Raw genomic sequence first — 19,109 nt, forward strand, 5'->3', positions numbered from 1 at the left:
GCGCGCGCTTATGCGAAACAGAGGGCGCCGATCCTGTCAAATCGGGCCGGGGCGGCGCTCTTCACTCAGCAGGACATTGGCCTCAACCGCGCCAGCGCCCGGCAACATCATGATCCGGCGGCGCAGCACCCGTTCAAAATCGGCGATATCACGCGCCACGACCCGCAGCCTGTAATCATAAAGACCCAGCACATGCTCTACCGTCTGCACTTCGGGTATGGCGCAGGCCGCGCGTTCGAAATCTTCCAGGCTGACACGTCCCTTGGTGGCCAGTTTCACCCCCAGAAACACCGTCACGCCATAGCCCAGCGCCTCGGCATCCACAAACAGGCGACGCCCCGCGATCACGCCGCCCTCTTCCAGCCGCCGGATACGCCGCCAGGTGGCCGGTTGCGACAGGCCCAGCATCCGCCCCAACGCGCCCGCGCTCTGGTTGGCCTGTGCACTCAGCGCGCGCAGCAACTGACGGTCTGTATCGTCCAGCATGATCATACCGGCACCCTGTCATCGGCCTTGATCCGTGCAATCTGCATCAGCGCCTCGATATCGGCGATATGGGGCAGGGTCAGAATCTGGCTGCGATAGATTTGCTGATAATGCGCCATATCCCGCGCGATCACTGAAAGACGCGCATCGACACTGCCCAGAAAGGTCTGGATTTCCAGAACTTCCGGCACCTCGCGCGCGGCGGCAATGAAATCGTCAAAGGCGCGCGGCTGAGTCTTGTCCAGCGTGATCCGCAGGCTGACCTCGACAGTAAAGCCCAGTGCGGCCCAGTTGATCCTGATCCCCTGCCCCTGCAACACGCCATTGGCCTGCAACCGCTCCAACCGGCGCGCACAGGTGCCCGGCGTCAGGCCGCACCGTTCGGCCAGTTCGGACGTGGCAAGGCTGGGTTCCGCCTGCAACTGGCGCAACAGGCGACGATCACTGTCGTCAAGCATGAAAAAACCGCATATTGCCATTTGTCCGAATAAGAATATTCATTTGTCCAAAAATACTCGAAAATCCGACATTCACAACCCGTGAAACGCTGCTAGGGTCGCGCTCAATCTGAACCTTCCGAACCAAAGGACATACCATGCGCGTTTATTATGACCGTGACTGCGACATCAACCTGATCAAAGACAAGAAAGTGGCCATTCTGGGCTACGGCTCCCAGGGGCACGCCCATGCGCTGAACCTGCGCGACAGCGGTGCGAAAAACCTGTGTGTCGCCCTGCGCGAAGGCTCGGCCTCTGCGGCCAAGGCCGAAGGCGAAGGGCTCAAGGTAATGGGTATTGCAGAAGCCGCGGCCTGGGCCGATCTGATCATGTTCACGATGCCCGATGAATTGCAGGCGGAAACCTACAAGAAATACGTGCATGACAACATCCGCGAAGGTGCCGCGATTGCCTTTGCCCACGGTCTGAACGTGCATTTCGGCCTGATCGAACCCAAAGACGGCATCGACGTGATCATGATGGCCCCCAAAGGCCCCGGCCACACGGTGCGCGGCGAATACACCAAAGGCGGCGGCGTGCCCTGCCTTGTCGCGGTCGACAAGGACGCGTCGGGCAAGGCGCTGGAAATCGGCCTGTCCTACTGCTCGGCCATCGGCGGCGGACGGTCCGGCATCATCGAAACCAATTTCCGCGAAGAATGCGAAACCGATCTGTTCGGCGAACAGGCCGTGCTTTGCGGCGGTCTGGTTGAATTGATCCGCATGGGCTTTGAAACACTGGTCGAGGCCGGTTACGCGCCGGAAATGGCCTATTTCGAATGCCTGCACGAAGTGAAGCTGATCGTCGATCTGATCTACGAAGGCGGCATTGCCAACATGAACTATTCGATCTCGAATACGGCTGAATACGGCGAATACGTCTCTGGCCCGCGGGTCCTGCCCTATGATGAAACCAAGGCGCGGATGAAGGCGATCCTGACCGATATCCAGACCGGCAAGTTCGTACGCGATTTCATGCTGGAAAACGCCGTTGGCCAGCCGTTCTTCAAAGGCACGCGCCGGATCAACGACGAACACCAGATCGAAGCCACAGGCGAAACACTGCGCGGCATGATGCCGTGGATTTCCGCCGGCAAGATGGTCGACAAAGCCAAGAACTGATTGCGCGCGGGAAACATCCCGCCCTGATCTCCACGGGGGGTGCCACACGCGGGCACCCCCTTTCTTTTCAAGGACACGCCCCTCCATGCCCAATCCCGGTGCCCGCAACTGGGCCAAACTTGTTCTGCTTGGCATGATCTGGGGCGCGTCCTTTATGTTTGTGTCGGTCGCCCTGAACGGGTTCGCGCCGATCAGCGTGGCGGCCGCGCGTATCAGCATCGGGGCGCTGACGCTTTACATCATGATACGCGCGCTTGGCGTCAGCCTGCCGGACTGGTCCGCGCCGCAGGGGCGCGCCATCTGGGCCGCAGCGGCGGCGATGGGGCTGTTTTCGAACGCGCTGCCTTTTACCCTGCTCAGCTGGGGGCAAACCTATGTGGCCAGCGGGTTCGCCGGTGTCTGCATGGCGGTCGTGCCGCTGTTTGTATTGCCTCTGGCGCATTTTTTCGTCCCAGGCGAACACATGACATTGCGGCGCGGCATCAGTTTTCTGATCGGGTTTTCCGGGGTAATTGTTCTGATCGGTCTGGACGCGTTTCAAAGCATCGGCAGCGATTACGAGGCTCTGGCGCGTGTCGCCTGTCTGGGCGCGGCGCTGTGTTATGCCATCGGGGCCATTGTCACGCGGCTGTGCCCGGCCACGAACATGCTGTCCCTATCCGCAGCGGCCATGCTGTGCGCCGCTGTCATGATCGTGCCAGTCGCACTTTGGCAAGAAGGCGTTCCCGCCCGCCCCGATACCCTGTCGCTGGCGGCGATCCTTTATCTGGGGCTGTTGCCAACGGCGCTGGCACAGATTCTGCTGGTGCAGGTGATCCGCGATGCCGGGCCCAGTTTTCTATCGATGGTCAACTATCAGGTGCCGGTCTGGTCGGTGCTGTTTGGCGCACTGCTGCTGAATGAGGTGCTGCCGCCCCAGTTGCTGATATCGCTCGCGCTGATCCTTGGTGGCCTGTTGCTTAGTCGCAAGCGGGTGCGCGCGCTCGTCTGACTGGTTTTGCATCAAGGAAGCAGACAAAGAATACCTTGTCGCGCTCAACACATTGCATCACAAGTCACCGAAACAACGCATTCTGTGTCCGCCATCCCGATGGCCTACGCATTTCAATCCGCAAAAGGCCACCATGACACAGCCCCCTGAAATCACACTGAAAAGCTGGGTGATGGTGGCCACTCTGGGCCTGACATGGGGCGCCACCTTTATTGTTATCGAAATCGCACTGCGGGGGATCACCCCGTTCTGGCTGGCGGCTGCCCGGATCGGCTTTGCCGCGGCGCTGATGGGGCTGATCTGGGCCGTGCGCGGCGCGCGGCTGTTTCAGGCCCGACCGACACGGGCCAATCTGATGACCTTGCTGGCCGCAGGCGCGTTCAGTGCGGCAACGCCATTCATGCTGCTCAGTTGGGGGCAGCAATATGTTACGTCCGGATTTGCCGGTGTGTCGATGGCAACCGGCCCATTGATGGTTCTGCCACTGGCGCATTTTCTGGTGCCGGGCGAACGGATGACATGGCGTAAGGCGCTTGGGTTCGTGATCGGGTTTTGCGGCGTGGTGGTTCTGATCGGCGGAAACGCCTTTGAAAGCAGCGGTGCCGCATTTGAAACACCGGGGCGGATCGCGTGTCTGGGGGCCGCCACCTGCTACGGTTTCAGTTCGGTTCTGATGCGGCGTCTGCCGGCGATTGATCCGATCGGGCTTGCCACGGTGCTGTTGCTGATCGGATCGGCCATCGTGGTTCCGGTTGCGTGGGCCGTCGAAGGGCCGCCACCGATGCCTGATCGCCAGACGCTGATTGTACTGGCTGTGCTGGGGCTGATCCCGACTGCGGCGGCGAACCTGTTGCGGGTGCTGGTGGTGCGCACGGCGGGCCCGGTGTTCATGAGTCTGACCGGCTATCAGGTGCCGGTCTGGTCGGTCATTTTGGGTGCACTGATCCTGTCGGAACCCTTGCCTCCTTCGCTCTTGCTGGCAATGGGTCTGATCCTTGGCGGCGTCGGGTTAAGCCAGTACGGCGCGATTTCGCGATTGATCAACAGCGTCCGCGCTAGGACGCCACGGCATCGGTAACCGCATCGACAACACGATCGACGGCGCGTTCCAGAAGATCCGCATCCTCGCATTCCGCCATGACGCGCACCAAAGGCTCGGTTCCCGATTTCCGGATCAGCAAGCGGCCTTTTCCATGCAAATCCGCCTCGGTTTGCGCAATCGCCGCTTTCACTTTTTCAACTTCCAACGGCGCTTGACCTACAGAATACCGTACATTCTTTAACAATTGCGGCACTGGGTCAAAACTATGCAGCAAGGCGCTGGCCGGTCGGGACGAACGGATCATTTCGGCCAAAAACTGAAGGCCGGCCATCAATCCGTCGCCCGTTGTGGCGTAATCGGACATCACGATATGGCCCGATTGTTCGCCACCTAGATTAAATCCGCCCTCACGCATTCGTTCGACAACGTACCGGTCGCCCACGGCGGTGCGTTCCAGACCGATGTTATGCCCGGCCAGAAACCGTTCCAGCCCCAGGTTCGACATTACCGTTGCAACCAGCGCCCCGCCTTTCAGGCGGTTTTCGCTGGCCCAGCGCGCCGCCAGCAACGCCATGATCTGATCGCCGTCGGCAATTTTGCCCGACTCGTCTATGATAATCACGCGGTCGGCATCGCCATCCAGGCAAATGCCAACATCCGCGCCATGGGCAACAACTGTTTCGGCGGCCCTTTGCGGATGGGTCGAGCCGCAATCCTTGTTGATGTTCAACCCATCAGGGGCCACCCCCAGAGGGACAACATCGGCACCCAGTTCCCACAGGATTTCGGGGGCCGCGCGCCACGCCGCCCCATTGGCGCAATCGATTACGACCTTGACGCCATCCAGCCGCAGATCAGACGGAAAGGTGGATTTGACCCGCTCGGCATAGCGGAACCGTGCATCATCGATGCGTCTTGCACGCCCGATATTGCCCGCCTGCGCCGGTTCGACGCCTGTGTTTACCAGCGCCTCGATCTCGGCTTCGGCCTGATCGGACAGCTTGTATCCGTCGGGGCCGAAAAACTTGATCCCGTTGTCTTCCGCCGGGTTGTGGCTGGCCGAAATCATCACCCCCAGATCACCGCGCATGGATCGCGTCATCAACCCGACCGCAGGCGTTGGCACCGGGCCAAGGGTCAGTACATTCATGCCCGTCGATGTCAGCCCGGCAGTCAGCGCGCTTTCGAACATATAGCCCGACAGGCGGGTGTCCTTGCCGATGATGACCCGGTGCACGCCCTTGCTGTCGCGGCGGAAGTACCGGCCCACGGCGGCCCCTATTTTAAGAGCCATTTCTGCCGTCATCGGATAGGTATTGGCCGTGCCGCGCACACCGTCCGTTCCAAAAAGCTTACTCATGACGGTCCTCATCCCAAATGGCATCGTGCAATCTGACGGCCTGTTTCGTCATCGCCACATCATGCACACGCAAAAATTGCACGCCCTGCCCCAGTACCGCAAGGGCCACCGCAATCGACCCCGGCGCGCGGGCTGCGGCGACAGGTTCCTGCCCGATGGTTCCGATGAACCGTTTGCGCGACGCGCCCAGCAGAACTGGACAACCCAGCGTGTGAAACAGGCTGATGCGGCGCAAAAGGGCCAGATTATGCGCCTGCGTCTTGCCGAAGCCGATCCCTGGATCAACCAGAATACAAGACCTTTCGACACCGCAAGACACAAGAAAATCTACCCTTTCTTCCAGATAATCATACACATCCAACAACACATTGTCGTAGTGCGGGTTGTCCTGCATCGTGGCCGGATCGCCCTGGGCATGCATGACGCAGACCGGCACAGCGCGCTGCGCACAAAGTTTCGCCAGGTTCGGATCAAAGGTAAAACCCGACACATCGTTCACCAGATTTGCCCCCGCGCCCAGCGCCGCCTTGGCCACCGCGGCTTTACGCGTATCGATGGAAATTGGCGTTTCTGTTCGCGCGCGCACCCCTGCGATAACCTGTGCCGTGCGCGCGATTTCATCGGCAACAGACACTGTTACCGCACCGGGGCGCGTCGATTCTCCGCCGATGTCGATCATGTCGGCCCCCGCCTGCACCATGTCAAGCGCGGAACGGATCGCCGCATCGGGTGCCCCGTGCACTCCGTCATCGGAAAAACTGTCAGGTGTGACATTCAGGATGCCCATCAGGCGCGGCCTATCCAAACTCAGGCCGGCAATCGGTGCGCGCGGCGCTGTCATGGCCTGGCGCGCGTTTTCCGGCACATCTGACAGCGGTATGATCTTGGGTTTGGTTTCGCGCGACAGACATTCAACATGGGACGCAAAGCAAAGCCCCCCTGCCAGTTGGGCCGCGTGCGCGGTGCTGGCCGGTTCCATCATTGGGATCGGGCGATAATAGGACTTCATGGCCCTTTCCTGCGCGATGCGGCGCCCAAAGGCAAGCGCCGTCAGATCGTCTTTTGATCCACCGGAATCGCGCGCAATGGCACGTCAGGGGCGGTGGGCAAGTCAGACCCGATCACCAGCATTTCACCCGCGTGGAATGTCGCCGCAAACCACGCGGCCAGCGCAACTGCATCGCTGGGATGGGCCGATGGGCCATCGACAGCGTCAAGAACGATCTTGGAGGGCGCCCATACGCTGATCTGGCCGTTCTTCATGGCCCAGTCCAGTTCGGTCCGGGTTGAAACCACGACACAGCGCGCATCACGCGCCGCCAGAACCCACGCGTTCTGTTCGATCGCAAACAGATCAATCCGGCGTTGCGCCAGTTTGTGTTGCGCTTTCGGGGCGGGGGCGTCTGCCGCCCCGACACACAGGATCAGCGGGCGGCCCATATTTTCCAACTGGTCAACCCAGCTTGTCAGATTGGGCGACGCAATCGCGTCATTCGACAGATAGACCAGTTCGGGTGACAGCGTCTGGCCTGCCGGAGCTGGCGCTGTATCCTGAACGCGAGAGCGCACAATTTCGACACCCAAAGCACCGGGGCCGCGATCCAGCTTTTCAATCCGCACAAAGGCCCGCATCGCCTGCGGTTCCAGCAGGATGCGGTCGGCAATACGGCCAGCCAGCGTTTCCAGCAGGTTCAACCGCTCTTCGGCAAGTTCGTGCGCGATGGCTTCGGTCACACGATCATAGGACAGGATACGGTCTACATCGTCATCAATCTGTCCGCTCAGCGGGCGCACTTCGACTACGATGTTGAAACAGATCCTCTGGGTGGTGCCCCGTTCCGCCTGAAACGCGCCGATCTCGACTTCGACAATGTGGTCGCGCAGCGAAATTCTATCAAGCGGCGCATCCGGCGCGGTTGCTTCGGATCGTTCAGACGGATGCGCAAAGGCCAGACGAATTTCGGAAGTCATGGGAAACGGGCCTTTTTTCGTATCTGTTTGGGCTGCACCATAAATGCGTGGCGACCGAATAGCAGCCCTGCACGCGCCATACCAGCGGCCGAAAGCGTCTTGGACAGGGAAATTTTGAAAACGGTTCAGGCGTTGATGGGCCAGCGGCCCGAACCCCCTAGGGTTTGGACTGCGTGCTGACCGACGCGGCACGATAGTTGTGCCGGTAGAAAATGTGTACGCCGATATTGGCCGTTTTTGTGTAAACCCGCGCCCATTTAGGACGCACGGCAGTGGTGTGATAATGCGTGGCCCCGTTCGTGAGGTCGGGTGCGGCGCCATCCAGCACTGCCCGCGCAACCTTGCTGACGCGTTCGTAAGCTTTCGGCTCGCGGATCACTTCCTTGTTGCCATCACAGGTGTAGGTGAACTGGCACTGATACTTCTTGCCGGTTCCCTGATTGATCACGCCACACAGCGTACCGGGAAAACGGCTGCTTTCCACACGGTTCAGGATCACCTCGGCGACTGCGAACTGGCCTCTTACGGATTCACCGCGCGCCTCGAAATACAGCGCTTCGGACAGGCAGCGCCATTGCGCATCGCCGTCGGCCTTGGGTTGCGAATCCAACCAGGATTTCGAGAACGAGATGGTCGCCGGACGCTGCTTTGGCTCTGACACCAGTTTCCTGATCCGCGTGTCCGGCACTGCCGTCAACGACTGCCGTTCCTGTGCCATTGCGGTCCGGAATGTTGCGTCTGATGCCAGCGCGCCTTCCGCAGAAAACGCCATAACAAACCCAACACCAATCACGGCTATTGCCGCGCACCAAACCTTGTAGAAATACATGACAGCCCCAAACCACAGCCCCAAACGGCGGTTGGCGCACCTCCTCCCAGATGTGCAACCAAGGCGGTCTCTAACCAGTTTTGGAAATAACGTCCAGTTTGGGGCAAAAAATAGGCGGAAACACACTGTTTACCAGCTTACCCGCGCCCCACCGAATATTGTGCCGACGCGCATATTTTGCCGAAGGCAACGGGTTTCATCACTGTATTTTGTGTGAAATCGCCAACTGAGCAGCGGCCAATCTGGCCACCGGAACGCGGAAAGGAGAGCACGAAACATAGTCAAACCCTGCCTGACGGCAAAATGCAATCGATTCGGGATTGCCACCATGTTCGCCACAAATCGACAATGTCACGTGCGGATTCGCATTGCGTGCCCGCTCTGCTCCGATGCTTAGCAATTCGCCAACCCCATCCACGTCCAACACATGGAACGGGTCTTCGGAAAAGACACCCTGCTGCACATAGGTCGACATGAAACGGCCCGCGTCATCGCGTGACAGGCCGTATGTCATCTGGGTCAGGTCATTTGTCCCGTAGCTCAGGAAGGACACATAGGGCGCGATATCGCCTGCCCGCAAGGCAGCGCGCGGTGTTTCGACCATCACGCCAAGACGGTAGGTAAAATCACGGCCCTTTTCGGTGCGCACCGATGCGGCCACGGCATCCACCCGCGCCTTGACCATTTCAACTTCGCGCTTGGCGCTGACCAGCGGGATCATGATTTCCGGCACCACCGGCTCTCCGTCGATACTGGCCTCGATCGTGGCCTCGAAAATCGCGCGCGCCTGCATGTCGTAGATTTCGGGCACCGTGATGCCCAGACGTACACCGCGCAAACCCAGCATCGGGTTGTATTCGCCCATCGCCTCGACACGGCGGATCACATCGGACACCGGCAAATTCAGCGCTTCGGCCAGTTCGCGCTGGCCGTCCCGGTCAGAGGGCAGGAATTCGTGCAAGGGCGGATCAAACAGACGGATGCACACCGGCTGGCCCTGCATGATGCGGAACAGTTGGGTAAAATCCTCGCGCTGCATGGGCAGCAGGCGGGCCAGCACCGCGCGGCGATCATTGCTTTCATCCGCAAAGATCATTTCGCGCATGACCGTCAGACGGTCTTCATCGAAAAACATGTGTTCGGTCCGGCACAAGCCGATACCCTGCGCGTTGAAATTACGGGCCGTCTGGGCATCGTCGGGCGTATCGGCATTGGCGCGAATATCGATGTCGCGCTCTTTGTCGGCCCAGCCCATCAAGTCCTGAAACGCGTCATCCAGCGCCGCTTCCAGCATCGGCGGCTCTCCGGCAAGGATCTGTCCGCTGGTGCCATCCACTGTAATAATGTCGCCGGCGCGCAAGATACGCCCATCGGGCACGATCAGCTGTTTCTTGGCCGTCTGGAACCGGATCGAAGACGCGCCAACGACGCAAGGCACCCCGATTCCGCGCCCGATTACGGCAGCGTGGCTGGTGATGCCGCCCCGTTCCGTCAGAACGGCGCTGGCCGCATGCATCCCGCGCACATCTTCAGAAGAGGTTTCGCGGCGCACCAGAACACAGGCTTCGCCGCGCGCGGCGCTGGCTTGCGCTTCGTCCGCCGAAAACACGATCCGGCCCGTCGCGGCACCGGGGCTTGCGGCGATACCGGCGCCCAGCACGTCGCGGGGTGCGTCGGGGTTGATCTGGCGGTGCAGCAATTCCGTCAGGGTGCGCGGTTCGATCCGCATCACCGCCTCTTGCGCGGGAATGATCCCGTCATGCACCAGTGACACCGCAATGCGCACCGCCGCCCGGGCCGACCGTGCAACGCGAACGCCATCCAGAATGTGCAGAACGCCATCCTGCAACGCAAACTCGACCTGCATTTCCTCGCGCAGTTGCGTGCGCATCAGGCTGGCATGCGCCTTGAGATCGGCAAACGCCTTGGGTGCCAGTTCTTCCAATGATGGGCCGCGCGGATCCTGCTCCAGATAAAGGGCGGCTGCATCACCCTGCAACGCATCCCGGCCCTGTGACTGGGACAGGTAGCGCCCGGTGATCTGCGGCTGGCCCGTGACGGAATCGACCAGTTGCAGAACGCCTGACCCGCTTTCGCCCTGCCCGACACCAAACACCATCTGTTGCACCACAAGGCCCAGACCGGCATCTGCCGGCGCGCCCTTGGCCTGCCGCAGCAGACGCGCCGATGTGCCATCCCAGGCCCGCGCCATGGATCGCAACACGCCCGACAATTGCACAACCGGCTCTTGCGGGAAGGGTTCTTCGGTTTCGTCCTCATAGGCGCGCAGCGTTTCGGTCAGCGCGTCGGGGCCATCGCCATCAACCGTGTCGAACATATCAGGGTCAAGCCGTGCCACGTGGATCGCATAGGATTGAACAAACCGCAGATACAGCGCGCTTGCCGCATTCGGGCCCAGCGTGTCGCACAACTGGGTATAGCGCGCGTCGTTCATTCCGATGTTCAGAACCGCGCCCGGCCCGCCCCAATCGGGATCTTCCGATGAAGGGCGCACACATAACAGATCGCCAGCGTCGAATTGCTTCAAGACCGATGCAATGTCCGGCATATCGCCCGATGCAATCCCGTGCACTGCATCAAAGGACAGCGCGACCGTTCGCGGCACAGGCAGATCAAGCCGCACCAGACGTTGCAGGCATTTGGCACGCCCGCCATGGGTTGCGGTCGCCACCGGCGCATCCGCCGAAATCAGGGTTGTTGTCGGGTTTCTATGCATGTTGCTGCGCTGCGGCACCTTTGTTGGATGGCGCAGCATAGGCACAGAACCGCCATGCGCAAGTAGGGCTTTGTTTCGCGGGATGCGACTGTTTAGCCTTCTATTCGTGTCAGATCGGCCACCGAAGAACAGACCGTGCGGATACGGTGCAACAGGTTCAGCCGGTTGCGCCGCACCGTCTGGTTGTCGACGTTGACCTGAACATCGGTAAAAAACGCATCAATCGGCGCACGCAGGGTGGCCATAGCGTGCATCGCGGCGGTGAAATCCTCCTGCGCCATGGCAGGGGCGATTTTCGCCTCGGCGGCATCCAGTGCGGCAAACAGTTCGGTTTCCGCGCCTGCCTCGGCAAATTTGACGTCCGGACCATAAGAATATTCAACGCCGTCGTTTTCTTCGGCCTGCAACAGAATGTTGTTGGCCCGCTTGAAGCCTTGGATCAGGTTTTCGCCATCTTCGGTTTTGACAGTGTCGTTCAGCGCAGTGGCGCGTTTGACCAGCAGCGTCAGGTCATCGTTTGCAGGCATCGCGATGCACGCATCTATAATGTCGTGACGGATGCCCTGATCGCGCAGATAAACCTTGAGCCGGTCATGCAGGAAAGACAGCAGGTGTTCACTGACATCGGGCAGGCGCTTTGCGATCCCGTCGATCCAAGACCCTTCCTTGAAATCCGGCTTTTCGGCGGCATCGTCAAACCGTGTTTTCACGGTGCGCAACGCCGCCCCGAATACGCCATGCTCTGCGATCTCACTCAGGGTTTCTTCCATTGTGTGCAGATCAAGCGCGGGCGGGGTGCCGTTGGCCTGACGAATTTCAAACTTCAGAAGTTCCGCGTCGATGAACCGGTCTAAATGCAGGCGGGCGCTGTTTTCCAGCACCAGCCGGATCACGCCCAGAGCGGCACGGCGCAATGCGAACGGATCTTTCGATCCGGTGGGTTTTTCATCAATCGCCCAGAACCCTGCCAGGGTGTCCAGTTTGTCCGCCAGCGCCACGGCCACCGAAACCGGCGCGGTTGGTACCGCATCGGACGGGCCCTGGGGGGCATAATGTTCCTGACTGGCGGCGGCGACGGCATCGGAATACCCCGCGGCAGAGGCGTAATAACGCCCCATAAGCCCTTGTAATTCCGGAAATTCTCCGACCATTTCCGAGCTGAGATCGGCCTTGGCCAGTTGTGCGGCCTGTTCCGCCTCGTCCGCATCCGCGCCGACAAAAGGGGCGATATCGCGCGCCAGTGCTGCAATACGCTGAACCCGTTCGGCCTGTGTTCCCAGTTTATTGTGAAACGTCACATTTTCAAGGGGTTGCGTCCAGATACTGATGTCAGATTTCGCAATACGCAGATCGTTTTCCCAAAAGAATTTGGCATCGGACAGACGGGCAAAAAGAACCTTCTGGTTGCCCGCCAGAATGGTCGCGCCATGATCGGGGGTTTGCACATTCGCAACTGTCACAAACCGTTCGATTCGTCCGGTTTTAGGGTTGCGCACGGAAAAGAATTTCTGATGTTCGCGCATCGAGGTTTGCAACACCTCGGGCGGCAAATCCTTGAACGCCGGATCAATCGTGCCCATCAACACAACGGGCCATTCGACAAGGCCCGCCACCTCGGTCAACAGGGCGGCATCTTCCACCACTTCAAACCCGTTGGCAAAGGCCTGATTTGTGGCGTCGGCCCAGATGTGATCGGCGCGTTCAGCGGCATCCAGAACGACGAATGCGCGTTTTAGCTTCGCACTGTAATCATCGAAATTAGTTACAGAAAACGCATCCGGCGCCATAAAGCGGTGGCCCCGCGTCATGTTGCCCGCCACGATCCCGTCCACCTCAAGCGGCACGGTCTGCGCGCCGTCTTCCGCGCTTAGAATACACAGGATCGATTGCAGCGGACGCACCCAGCGCAAACTGCCTGTGCCCCATCGCATGGATTTGGGCCATGGAAAGTTCCGGATCGTATGGTCCAGAACCTCGGCGATAATGTCGGGTGCGGGGCGGCCGGGCCGTTCCATCACGGCGTAGAACACGCGGCCCTTTTTCTCATCCCGTTCTTCCAGATCGGCGCGCGTCACGCCAGCGCCGCGCAAGAACCCTTCGATCGCTTTTTCGGGCGCATCAACGCGCGGGCCTTTGCGCTCTTCGCGCAGCGACGGGCTGTGATCCAATACGTCCTCAACCGTCAGGACAAGACGGCGCGGCGTGGTAAAGGCCGCTGCGCTGGCATAGGTCAAACCGGCCTCGACCAGACCGTCTGTCATGCGTTTTTTCAGGTCTTCGCCAGCGCGCGCCTGCATACGTGCGGGGATTTCCTCGGAAAACAGTTCAATCAGCAGATCGGGCATTGCGGGCGGCTTTCTTGTTCAACGGTTCCGGTCAGGTCCATTCCAGGTTGACCTTGGTGGCGGGATATTTGGCAGCGAACCGTTTGCGCAAGGCTTTCAGACGCGGGCGCAAGGCCGGAAATTTTCCCTGATGGGTCTCTACGACAGTCAGGCGAACAGCGTCAAACAGGTCGTGCTGTTCCATCGTTTCCAGAATGTCCAGTTCGGCCCCTTCGATGTCCATTTTCAGAAATGCGATCTGGCCGTGTTCCACTGCTGTTTCGCGGATCAGACGGGGCAGATCAACGGTTTTCACCTGTGTCGTCGTATCAGCCTGATCCGCCATCAGATGCCCCCCGGCCACGATTGTGCTGCGGCTGGATTTCGCGGCCGGGTCATCCTTGAAGTCATGAGCACGTATCAGGGGAGCAACCCCGTCCTGCGTGCCGACGGCAACATTATGCAAAGTAACGTTGTCGGCGTCGGAAAACCGCTCGGACAGGCGGGCAAATGCCACAGGATCGGGTTCGAATGCGTGCACCTGCGCGCCGGACTGCGCCAGTTGCACCGTGACATCACCCACATTCGCCCCGCAATCAAAAACGATATCGCCTGCGCGCAGCATCGAAATAACGCCCTGCAGCATACCCTGGGCGCGCACCCGTTTCACGCGCCGTTTGTTGCGCCGGCGCATCTCGTCCAGTTCAGCCTGATGGGCCGGATCGGCCATAACGCATCCTAACTGGGTTCACGGGCGCGGCGGGCATTCTTCGCCGATCACCGTGCCGTCATAGGCTTTTTCACCACATTCATTCAGTTCGTGCCAGACATAACCACGCCCGTCATCGGTGATCGCGACAACGCGGTCCACACCGTAACGGATGTTCTTGGCGCCCAGAAAGACCTGTGCGGTGCCCGCATCCAGAGCCTGCGCGATGGCGGCTGCATCAAAACAGTCAAACCAACCCGGTGCATTGCGCGGCGTTACATCCTGCAACGGAACATAGAGGCCACCAGCCGTTTCCAGATCCAGACCGGTTGTGAAACAGGCACGATAGCGGATCGGGCTGGATTGCGCATCAATGGCCCGGAAATCGTCATAGGGGATGGTTTGCGGCTGCTCTGTGCCTGCCAGAGCCATTTGCACATCACCGACGCCGTCCGGCGTCACCTCTTCATAATAGCCGTAAACCTGCAAATAATACATCGCACCGCCCGCCAATGCGGCGATCAGCACCAGCATACCCACCAGAAACTTGCCCATCAGGCCGCCTGCCCGCCCGCAGCGGTTTGCACAAACGCATCCGCGCATTCCTTGGCCAGCGCGCGCACGCGCCCGATATAGGCCTGCCGTTCAGTGACAGAGATCACGCCGCGCGCGTCCAGCAGATTGAAAATATGGCTGGCCTTGATGCACTGATCATAGGCGGGATGCGCCATGATGATGCGCTTTCCGGTCTTGGGATCGTCTTTGGGCTGCTCCAGTATGGCGCGGCACTCGGCCTCGGCCTCCTCGAAATGGCGCAACAGGACGGATGTATCGGCCACATCGAAATTCCAGCGCGCGTATTCTTCTTCGGTCTGTTTGAACACATCCCCATAGGTCAGCGCGATCGGGGCATCGGGATCATTGAACGGCATGTCCATCACGTGATCCACGCCCAGAACATACATCGCCAACCGTTCAAGACCATAGGTCAGTTCGCCGGAAACGGGGTGGCAATCATGTCCGCCAACCTGTTGAAAATACGTGAATTGCGACACTTCCATGCCGTCACACCACACTTCCCATCCAAGGCCCCACGCACCCAGTGTCGGGCTTTCCCAATCGTCTTCGACAAAGCGGATATCGTGCATTCCCATGTCGATGCCGATGGCTGCCAGTGATCCAAGATAAAGATCCTGCAAATCCGGCGGGCTGGGTTTGATCAGCACCTGATACTGGTAATAGTGCTGCAATCTGTTGGGGTTTTCGCCATAGCGCCCGTCTGTAGGGCGGCGCGAGGGTTGCACGTAAGCGGCCGCCCATGGCCGGGTGCCAAGACTGCGCAGTGTTGTCGCGGGATGAAATGTGCCGGCCCCGACTTCCATGTCATAGGGTTGCAGCATGGCACAGCCGCGCGCCGCCCAATAGGACTGCAAGCGCAGGATAATTTCCTGAAAGGACCGGGGCGGATTGGGTGTGCTGTTCATCGGTTTTGGCCTTTGGTTGACGGCAAATCGCAGCCCGTCCGGCCCCGAATATACGCGCGCCTTACCTAAGCTGCCACACCGGCGGGGTCAATTGTGACAGAAGCGGTAATTTGGCCGTGCAAATCATGGCAATTCGGTTAAAAGCCTGCTTTATTACGCCAAGTTTCACCCGTCAGAGGCCGTCCACTTGTTCAAGCATTTTTTCACGCCGGTCGTCATAGCCGTTTTCCTGTTGGTGTGCGCACCTTTCAATCGCGCACTTGCACAGGATAACGATGTTGTCTGGGTTCAGGTCGAAGCGCAGCCCAGCCTTGCCGAGGCACAGGACCGCGCGCGCGCCTATGCCGCCAGATTGCCTGATGTTAACGGTTTTGCCATGACCAGCGGGTGGTATGCCATCGCACTTGGCCCCTATGCCCGTGAAGACGCAAATCAGGTTCTTAGGGTGTACCGTTCGGAAGGAACGATCCCGCGTGACAGTTTCATCGCGTTTTCATCCAGCTTTCGCCAGCAGTTCTGGCCGGTGGGTGAAAACCTGCTGAACCGTGGCGTGCTGGCGCCGCCGGTGATTTCGTCATTACCCCAGCCCGAAGCGAATTTGCCTTCCATTATACAGGCGACACCGGACCCTGCCGACGAAACCCCAACCGAGGCCCGCCGCAGCGAGGCGCAGCTGTCGCGCCCGGATCGGGAAGCCCTTCAGGTGGCGTTGAAATGGGCCGGATTCTACGATTCGACGATTGATGGCGCGTTCGGGCGCGGTACCCGCAATTCGATGGCCGCGTGGCAGCAGGCCAACGGGTTCGAATCGACGGGTATCCTGACAACGGCGCAGCGCGCTGCGCTTCTGGACCAGTACAATGCCGTGCTGAAAGGAATGGACCTGAAACTGGTGCGCGACACCCAGGCCGGGATCGAAATCATGATTCCAACCGGCGTAGTTGCTTTTGAAAAATACGAACCACCCTTTGCCCATTACGCGGCAACCGGTGATCTTGATGCGCAGGTTCTGCTGATCAGTCAGGCTGGCGATCAGGCCACTTTGTTCGGCCTTTATGACATCATGCAAACGCTGGAAATCGTGCCGCTGACCGGGCCGCGCGAACGTGACAGCGACAGTTTCCGCCTGATCGGGGAAAGCGGGATGATGATCTCGCAAACCGAAGCATGGCTTGAAAACGGCGAAATCAAGGGTTTTACGCTTGTCTGGCCGGCTGGTGATGAAGAACGCCGCCGCCGCGTTCTGGGCGAAATGCAGAAAAGTTTCGCGCGCCTTGGCGGTGTTCTGGACCCAAGCATCGGTGCAGATGCTCAGCAAAGCATTGATCTGGTCGCCGGCCTTGAGGTGCGCAAACCGCGCCTGTCGCGATCCGGTTTCTTTGTGGATCGTGCCGGTACGGTTGTGACGACCGCGGATGCGGTGGAAAGCTGCACCCGTATCACGCTGGACGATGAACATGATGCAAACGTACTGACGCTGGACACCAAACTGGGCGTTGCCGTCGTGCAGCCCGCAACAGCGCTGGCCCCGTTGGGTGTTGCGCGGTTCGCCGGTGCTGTGCCACGTCTGCAATCAGACGTTGCCGTGGGCGGATATTCCTACGAAGGCATACTGGGCGCGCCAACGGTAACGTTTGGCACCCTGTCCGACCTGCGCGGGCTGGCTGGCGAAGACCAGATCAAACGTCTTGCGCTGACCCCGTTGCCGGGCGATGCCGGTGGCCCCGTTCTGGACACTGGCGGGCATCTTCTGGGCATGCTTTTGCCGCGCTCCAACTCTGATCAGACATTGCCGGAAGACGTGAATTTTGCGGTAAACGGTGCGGCGATCAAAACCGTGCTGGATGCCGCGGGATTAAGCGTGAATGCCGTCGACCGGTCCGACCCCCTGCCGGTCGAGGATATCCGCGAACGGGCCAGCGGAATGACCGTTCTGGTCAGTTGCTGGGACTGATACAGCGTACATTCCGTGCTTAAAGCGTCATGTCAGGTGTGACGTAAATCAGGGTCGGGCCATCTGCATCGAACGCTGCACGCACATCCGCCTGTAATGCCTCAAGCGTAGCAGGCGTTGTGGCGCGGGCGCCGAACGCTTCGGCCAGCTTGCAAAAATCGGGGTTTCGCGCAATGACGGCATTGGGGGCGATCTGGGCGCGCACCATACTGTCCTCAATCTCTTTCAGCTTGCCGTTGTCCCATAGAATGATGGGTAGGCTAAGCCCCAGTTCCACCGCGACACCCAGTTCCTGCATTGTATAGTGGAACCCGTAATCGCCGATGATCACCATTGTCGGTTTGCCGCGCCGGGCCACGGCCCCGCCGATACCCGCGGGCAGCGCATAACCCAGCGTGCCGAAACCATAGGGATGGTGCCAGTGTTTGGGCCGTGTCATCGGCCAAACCTCTTTGGCGACATAGGCAAACTGGGTCATGTCCGAATAGATCATCGTATCGTCCGGCACGGCTGCACGCAGCGCATCACAGATTGGCACGATACCGGGGCGTTCCGCATCGGTTTCCGAACGCCAGCGCGCCCGTGCTTCGGCCACTTCGGCAACGCTCCATCTGGTATCGGGTGTGTTGTTTTCGGTTGCTGCCCACAAGGCCTTGGCCACATCCGCCGCATCGGCCAGCAGCTTGACCGATGCGCGCTGATCATCAGACAGGCTGACAGGGTCGATATCGACCCGGATCAGGGTCGCACTGTGCCCCAGATGGGCGCGCCACAGATCGACTTCGGCCAGTTCGGTGCCGACAGCAATCACCAGATCAGCCGTGGCAATAACATCAGCACTGCCCGGCCGCGCGAGGGTTGATCCGAAATCCAGATCATAGCCCGCACCGGCAAATCCGCGCCCCGCATAGGTCTGAAAACAGGCCGCACCGGTCTGTATCAGAACCTGACGCCACAGATTGCTGCACGCCCCGCCGCCGAACACGAAAAGCGGCCGGCGCGCGATGTTCAGCAGCGACAGAAGCGGGCTGATGTCGGGCGGGCCGGCCTTGGCGCGCAAACCGGGCATATTGGGCGGCTCTGCCGGGGCGGCATCGGCCTCGAGCTGGGCAATGGGCACCTGAATATGTTTCGCGCGCGGGCGCTGGGTGGCGAATTCTTCGAAAGCACGATCCACCAGACCATAGGCCGCAGCAGGGCTGTGCGCGGTATGGGACCAGTCGCACACCGTACCGGCGGCGATTTCCTGATCCTTCATCTGGTGCAACTGTCCCTGACGCGATGCGGTTTCATCCAGACAGGATGAAATCACCAGCACCGGAACCGAATCGCTGTTGGCCTGCCCCATCGGCGTTATGATGTTGCACACACCCGGTCCGGTGATCACATAGGCAACACCCGGCGTTCCGGTGGCGCGGGCATAGCCATCGGCCATGAAACCTGCGCCCTGTTCGTGGCGCGCCAGAACATGGGTGATCCCGGCCTCCTGAATGCCGCGATACATTTCCTGATTATGCACGCCGGGAATGCCGAAAATCACATCGACTCCGCGATCTTTCAGCATATGCGAAATCTGGGCACCCAAAGGGCGTGTCATACCCGTA

Annotated in this window: 16 protein-coding genes; 4 read left to right on the plus strand and 12 right to left on the minus strand. The window is 60.0% G+C overall.

All coding sequences use genetic code 11. From position 1 onward, the window contains the following. Positions 1-36 precede the first annotated feature (36 nt). Together OLX72_RS00150 and OLX72_RS00155 are read right to left on the minus strand one after the other, a co-directional pair. Positions 37-492 (minus strand): Lrp/AsnC family transcriptional regulator, encoded by a 456-nt coding sequence (locus tag OLX72_RS00150; protein ID WP_114869409.1) that lies wholly within the window; start codon positions 490-492, stop codon positions 37-39. Further along, positions 489-944: an Lrp/AsnC family transcriptional regulator gene (locus tag OLX72_RS00155; RefSeq protein ID WP_114872146.1), complete on the minus strand. Its 456-nt coding sequence runs from the start codon at positions 942-944 to the stop codon at positions 489-491. The genes OLX72_RS00150 and OLX72_RS00155 overlap by 4 nt, the downstream gene beginning before the upstream one ends. 137 nt (positions 945-1,081) lie before the next feature. On the opposite strand from OLX72_RS00155, the gene ilvC reads away from it, so the two are divergent. The 3 genes from ilvC (at position 1,082) to OLX72_RS00170 (ending at position 4,173) form a co-directional block, all read left to right on the plus strand. Next, positions 1,082-2,104: a ketol-acid reductoisomerase gene (ilvC, locus tag OLX72_RS00160; protein ID WP_114869408.1), complete on the plus strand. Its 1,023-nt coding sequence runs from the start codon at positions 1,082-1,084 to the stop codon at positions 2,102-2,104. Positions 2,105-2,189: 85 nt separating this feature from the next. Continuing rightward, positions 2,190-3,095, plus strand: a complete 906-nt coding sequence (locus OLX72_RS00165) for a DMT family transporter (protein WP_433989505.1) — start codon at positions 2,190-2,192, stop codon at positions 3,093-3,095. Positions 3,096-3,228: 133 nt separating this feature from the next. Continuing rightward, entirely contained in the window at positions 3,229-4,173 is a 945-nt protein-coding gene (locus OLX72_RS00170) for a DMT family transporter (RefSeq protein WP_114869406.1), read from the plus strand. On the opposite strand, the gene glmM is transcribed toward OLX72_RS00170, so the two are convergent. The 9 genes from glmM to OLX72_RS00215 form a co-directional block, all read right to left on the minus strand. Next, a complete protein-coding gene (gene glmM / locus OLX72_RS00175) occupies positions 4,151-5,497 on the minus strand; it encodes a phosphoglucosamine mutase (protein ID WP_114869405.1) in 1,347 nt (448 codons plus the stop codon). The genes OLX72_RS00170 and glmM overlap by 23 nt on opposite strands. After that, complete coding sequence (gene folP / locus OLX72_RS00180; RefSeq protein WP_433989506.1) at positions 5,490-6,506, minus strand: dihydropteroate synthase; 1,017 nt, start codon at positions 6,504-6,506, stop codon at positions 5,490-5,492. Before folP ends, glmM begins: the two co-directional genes overlap by 8 nt. A gap of 41 nt (positions 6,507-6,547) precedes the next feature. Next, positions 6,548-7,468, minus strand: a complete 921-nt coding sequence (locus tag OLX72_RS00185) for a dihydroneopterin aldolase (protein ID WP_433989507.1) — start codon at positions 7,466-7,468, stop codon at positions 6,548-6,550. A gap of 157 nt (positions 7,469-7,625) precedes the next feature. Beyond that, the gene (locus OLX72_RS00190; protein ID WP_114872145.1) at positions 7,626-8,240 is read right to left on the minus strand and encodes a cell wall hydrolase; all 615 of its coding nucleotides are present in this window, start codon (positions 8,238-8,240) and stop codon (positions 7,626-7,628) included. 256 nt (positions 8,241-8,496) lie between these two features. Then, the gene (locus tag OLX72_RS00195) at positions 8,497-11,034 is read right to left on the minus strand and encodes a putative PEP-binding protein (protein WP_114872144.1); all 2,538 of its coding nucleotides are present in this window, start codon (positions 11,032-11,034) and stop codon (positions 8,497-8,499) included. Positions 11,035-11,126: 92 nt separating this feature from the next. Continuing rightward, positions 11,127-13,379 (minus strand): glycine--tRNA ligase subunit beta, encoded by a 2,253-nt coding sequence (gene glyS, locus OLX72_RS00200; protein ID WP_433989508.1) that lies wholly within the window; start codon positions 13,377-13,379, stop codon positions 11,127-11,129. A gap of 31 nt (positions 13,380-13,410) precedes the next feature. Beyond that, positions 13,411-14,088 (minus strand): FkbM family methyltransferase, encoded by a 678-nt coding sequence (locus OLX72_RS00205; RefSeq protein WP_114869401.1) that lies wholly within the window; start codon positions 14,086-14,088, stop codon positions 13,411-13,413. Positions 14,089-14,106: 18 nt separating this feature from the next. Then, positions 14,107-14,622 (minus strand): DUF6446 family protein, encoded by a 516-nt coding sequence (locus OLX72_RS00210; protein WP_205389085.1) that lies wholly within the window; start codon positions 14,620-14,622, stop codon positions 14,107-14,109. After that, positions 14,622-15,551, minus strand: coding sequence for a glycine--tRNA ligase subunit alpha (locus OLX72_RS00215; protein ID WP_114869400.1), 930 nt, complete (start codon positions 15,549-15,551; stop codon positions 14,622-14,624). Before OLX72_RS00215 ends, OLX72_RS00210 begins: the two co-directional genes overlap by 1 nt. Positions 15,552-15,738: 187 nt before the next feature. On the opposite strand from OLX72_RS00215, the gene OLX72_RS00220 reads away from it, so the two are divergent. Then, the gene (locus tag OLX72_RS00220) at positions 15,739-17,505 is read left to right on the plus strand and encodes a serine protease (protein ID WP_433989509.1); all 1,767 of its coding nucleotides are present in this window, start codon (positions 15,739-15,741) and stop codon (positions 17,503-17,505) included. Positions 17,506-17,524: 19 nt separating this feature from the next. On the opposite strand, the gene OLX72_RS00225 is transcribed toward OLX72_RS00220, so the two are convergent. Further along, positions 17,525-19,102, minus strand: coding sequence for a thiamine pyrophosphate-binding protein (locus OLX72_RS00225; protein ID WP_433990486.1), 1,578 nt, complete (start codon positions 19,100-19,102; stop codon positions 17,525-17,527). Positions 19,103-19,109: the final 7 nt, after the last annotated feature.

The organism is Sulfitobacter sp. TBRI5, assembly GCF_051013555.1.
GTDB lineage: Bacteria > Pseudomonadota > Alphaproteobacteria > Rhodobacterales > Rhodobacteraceae > JL08.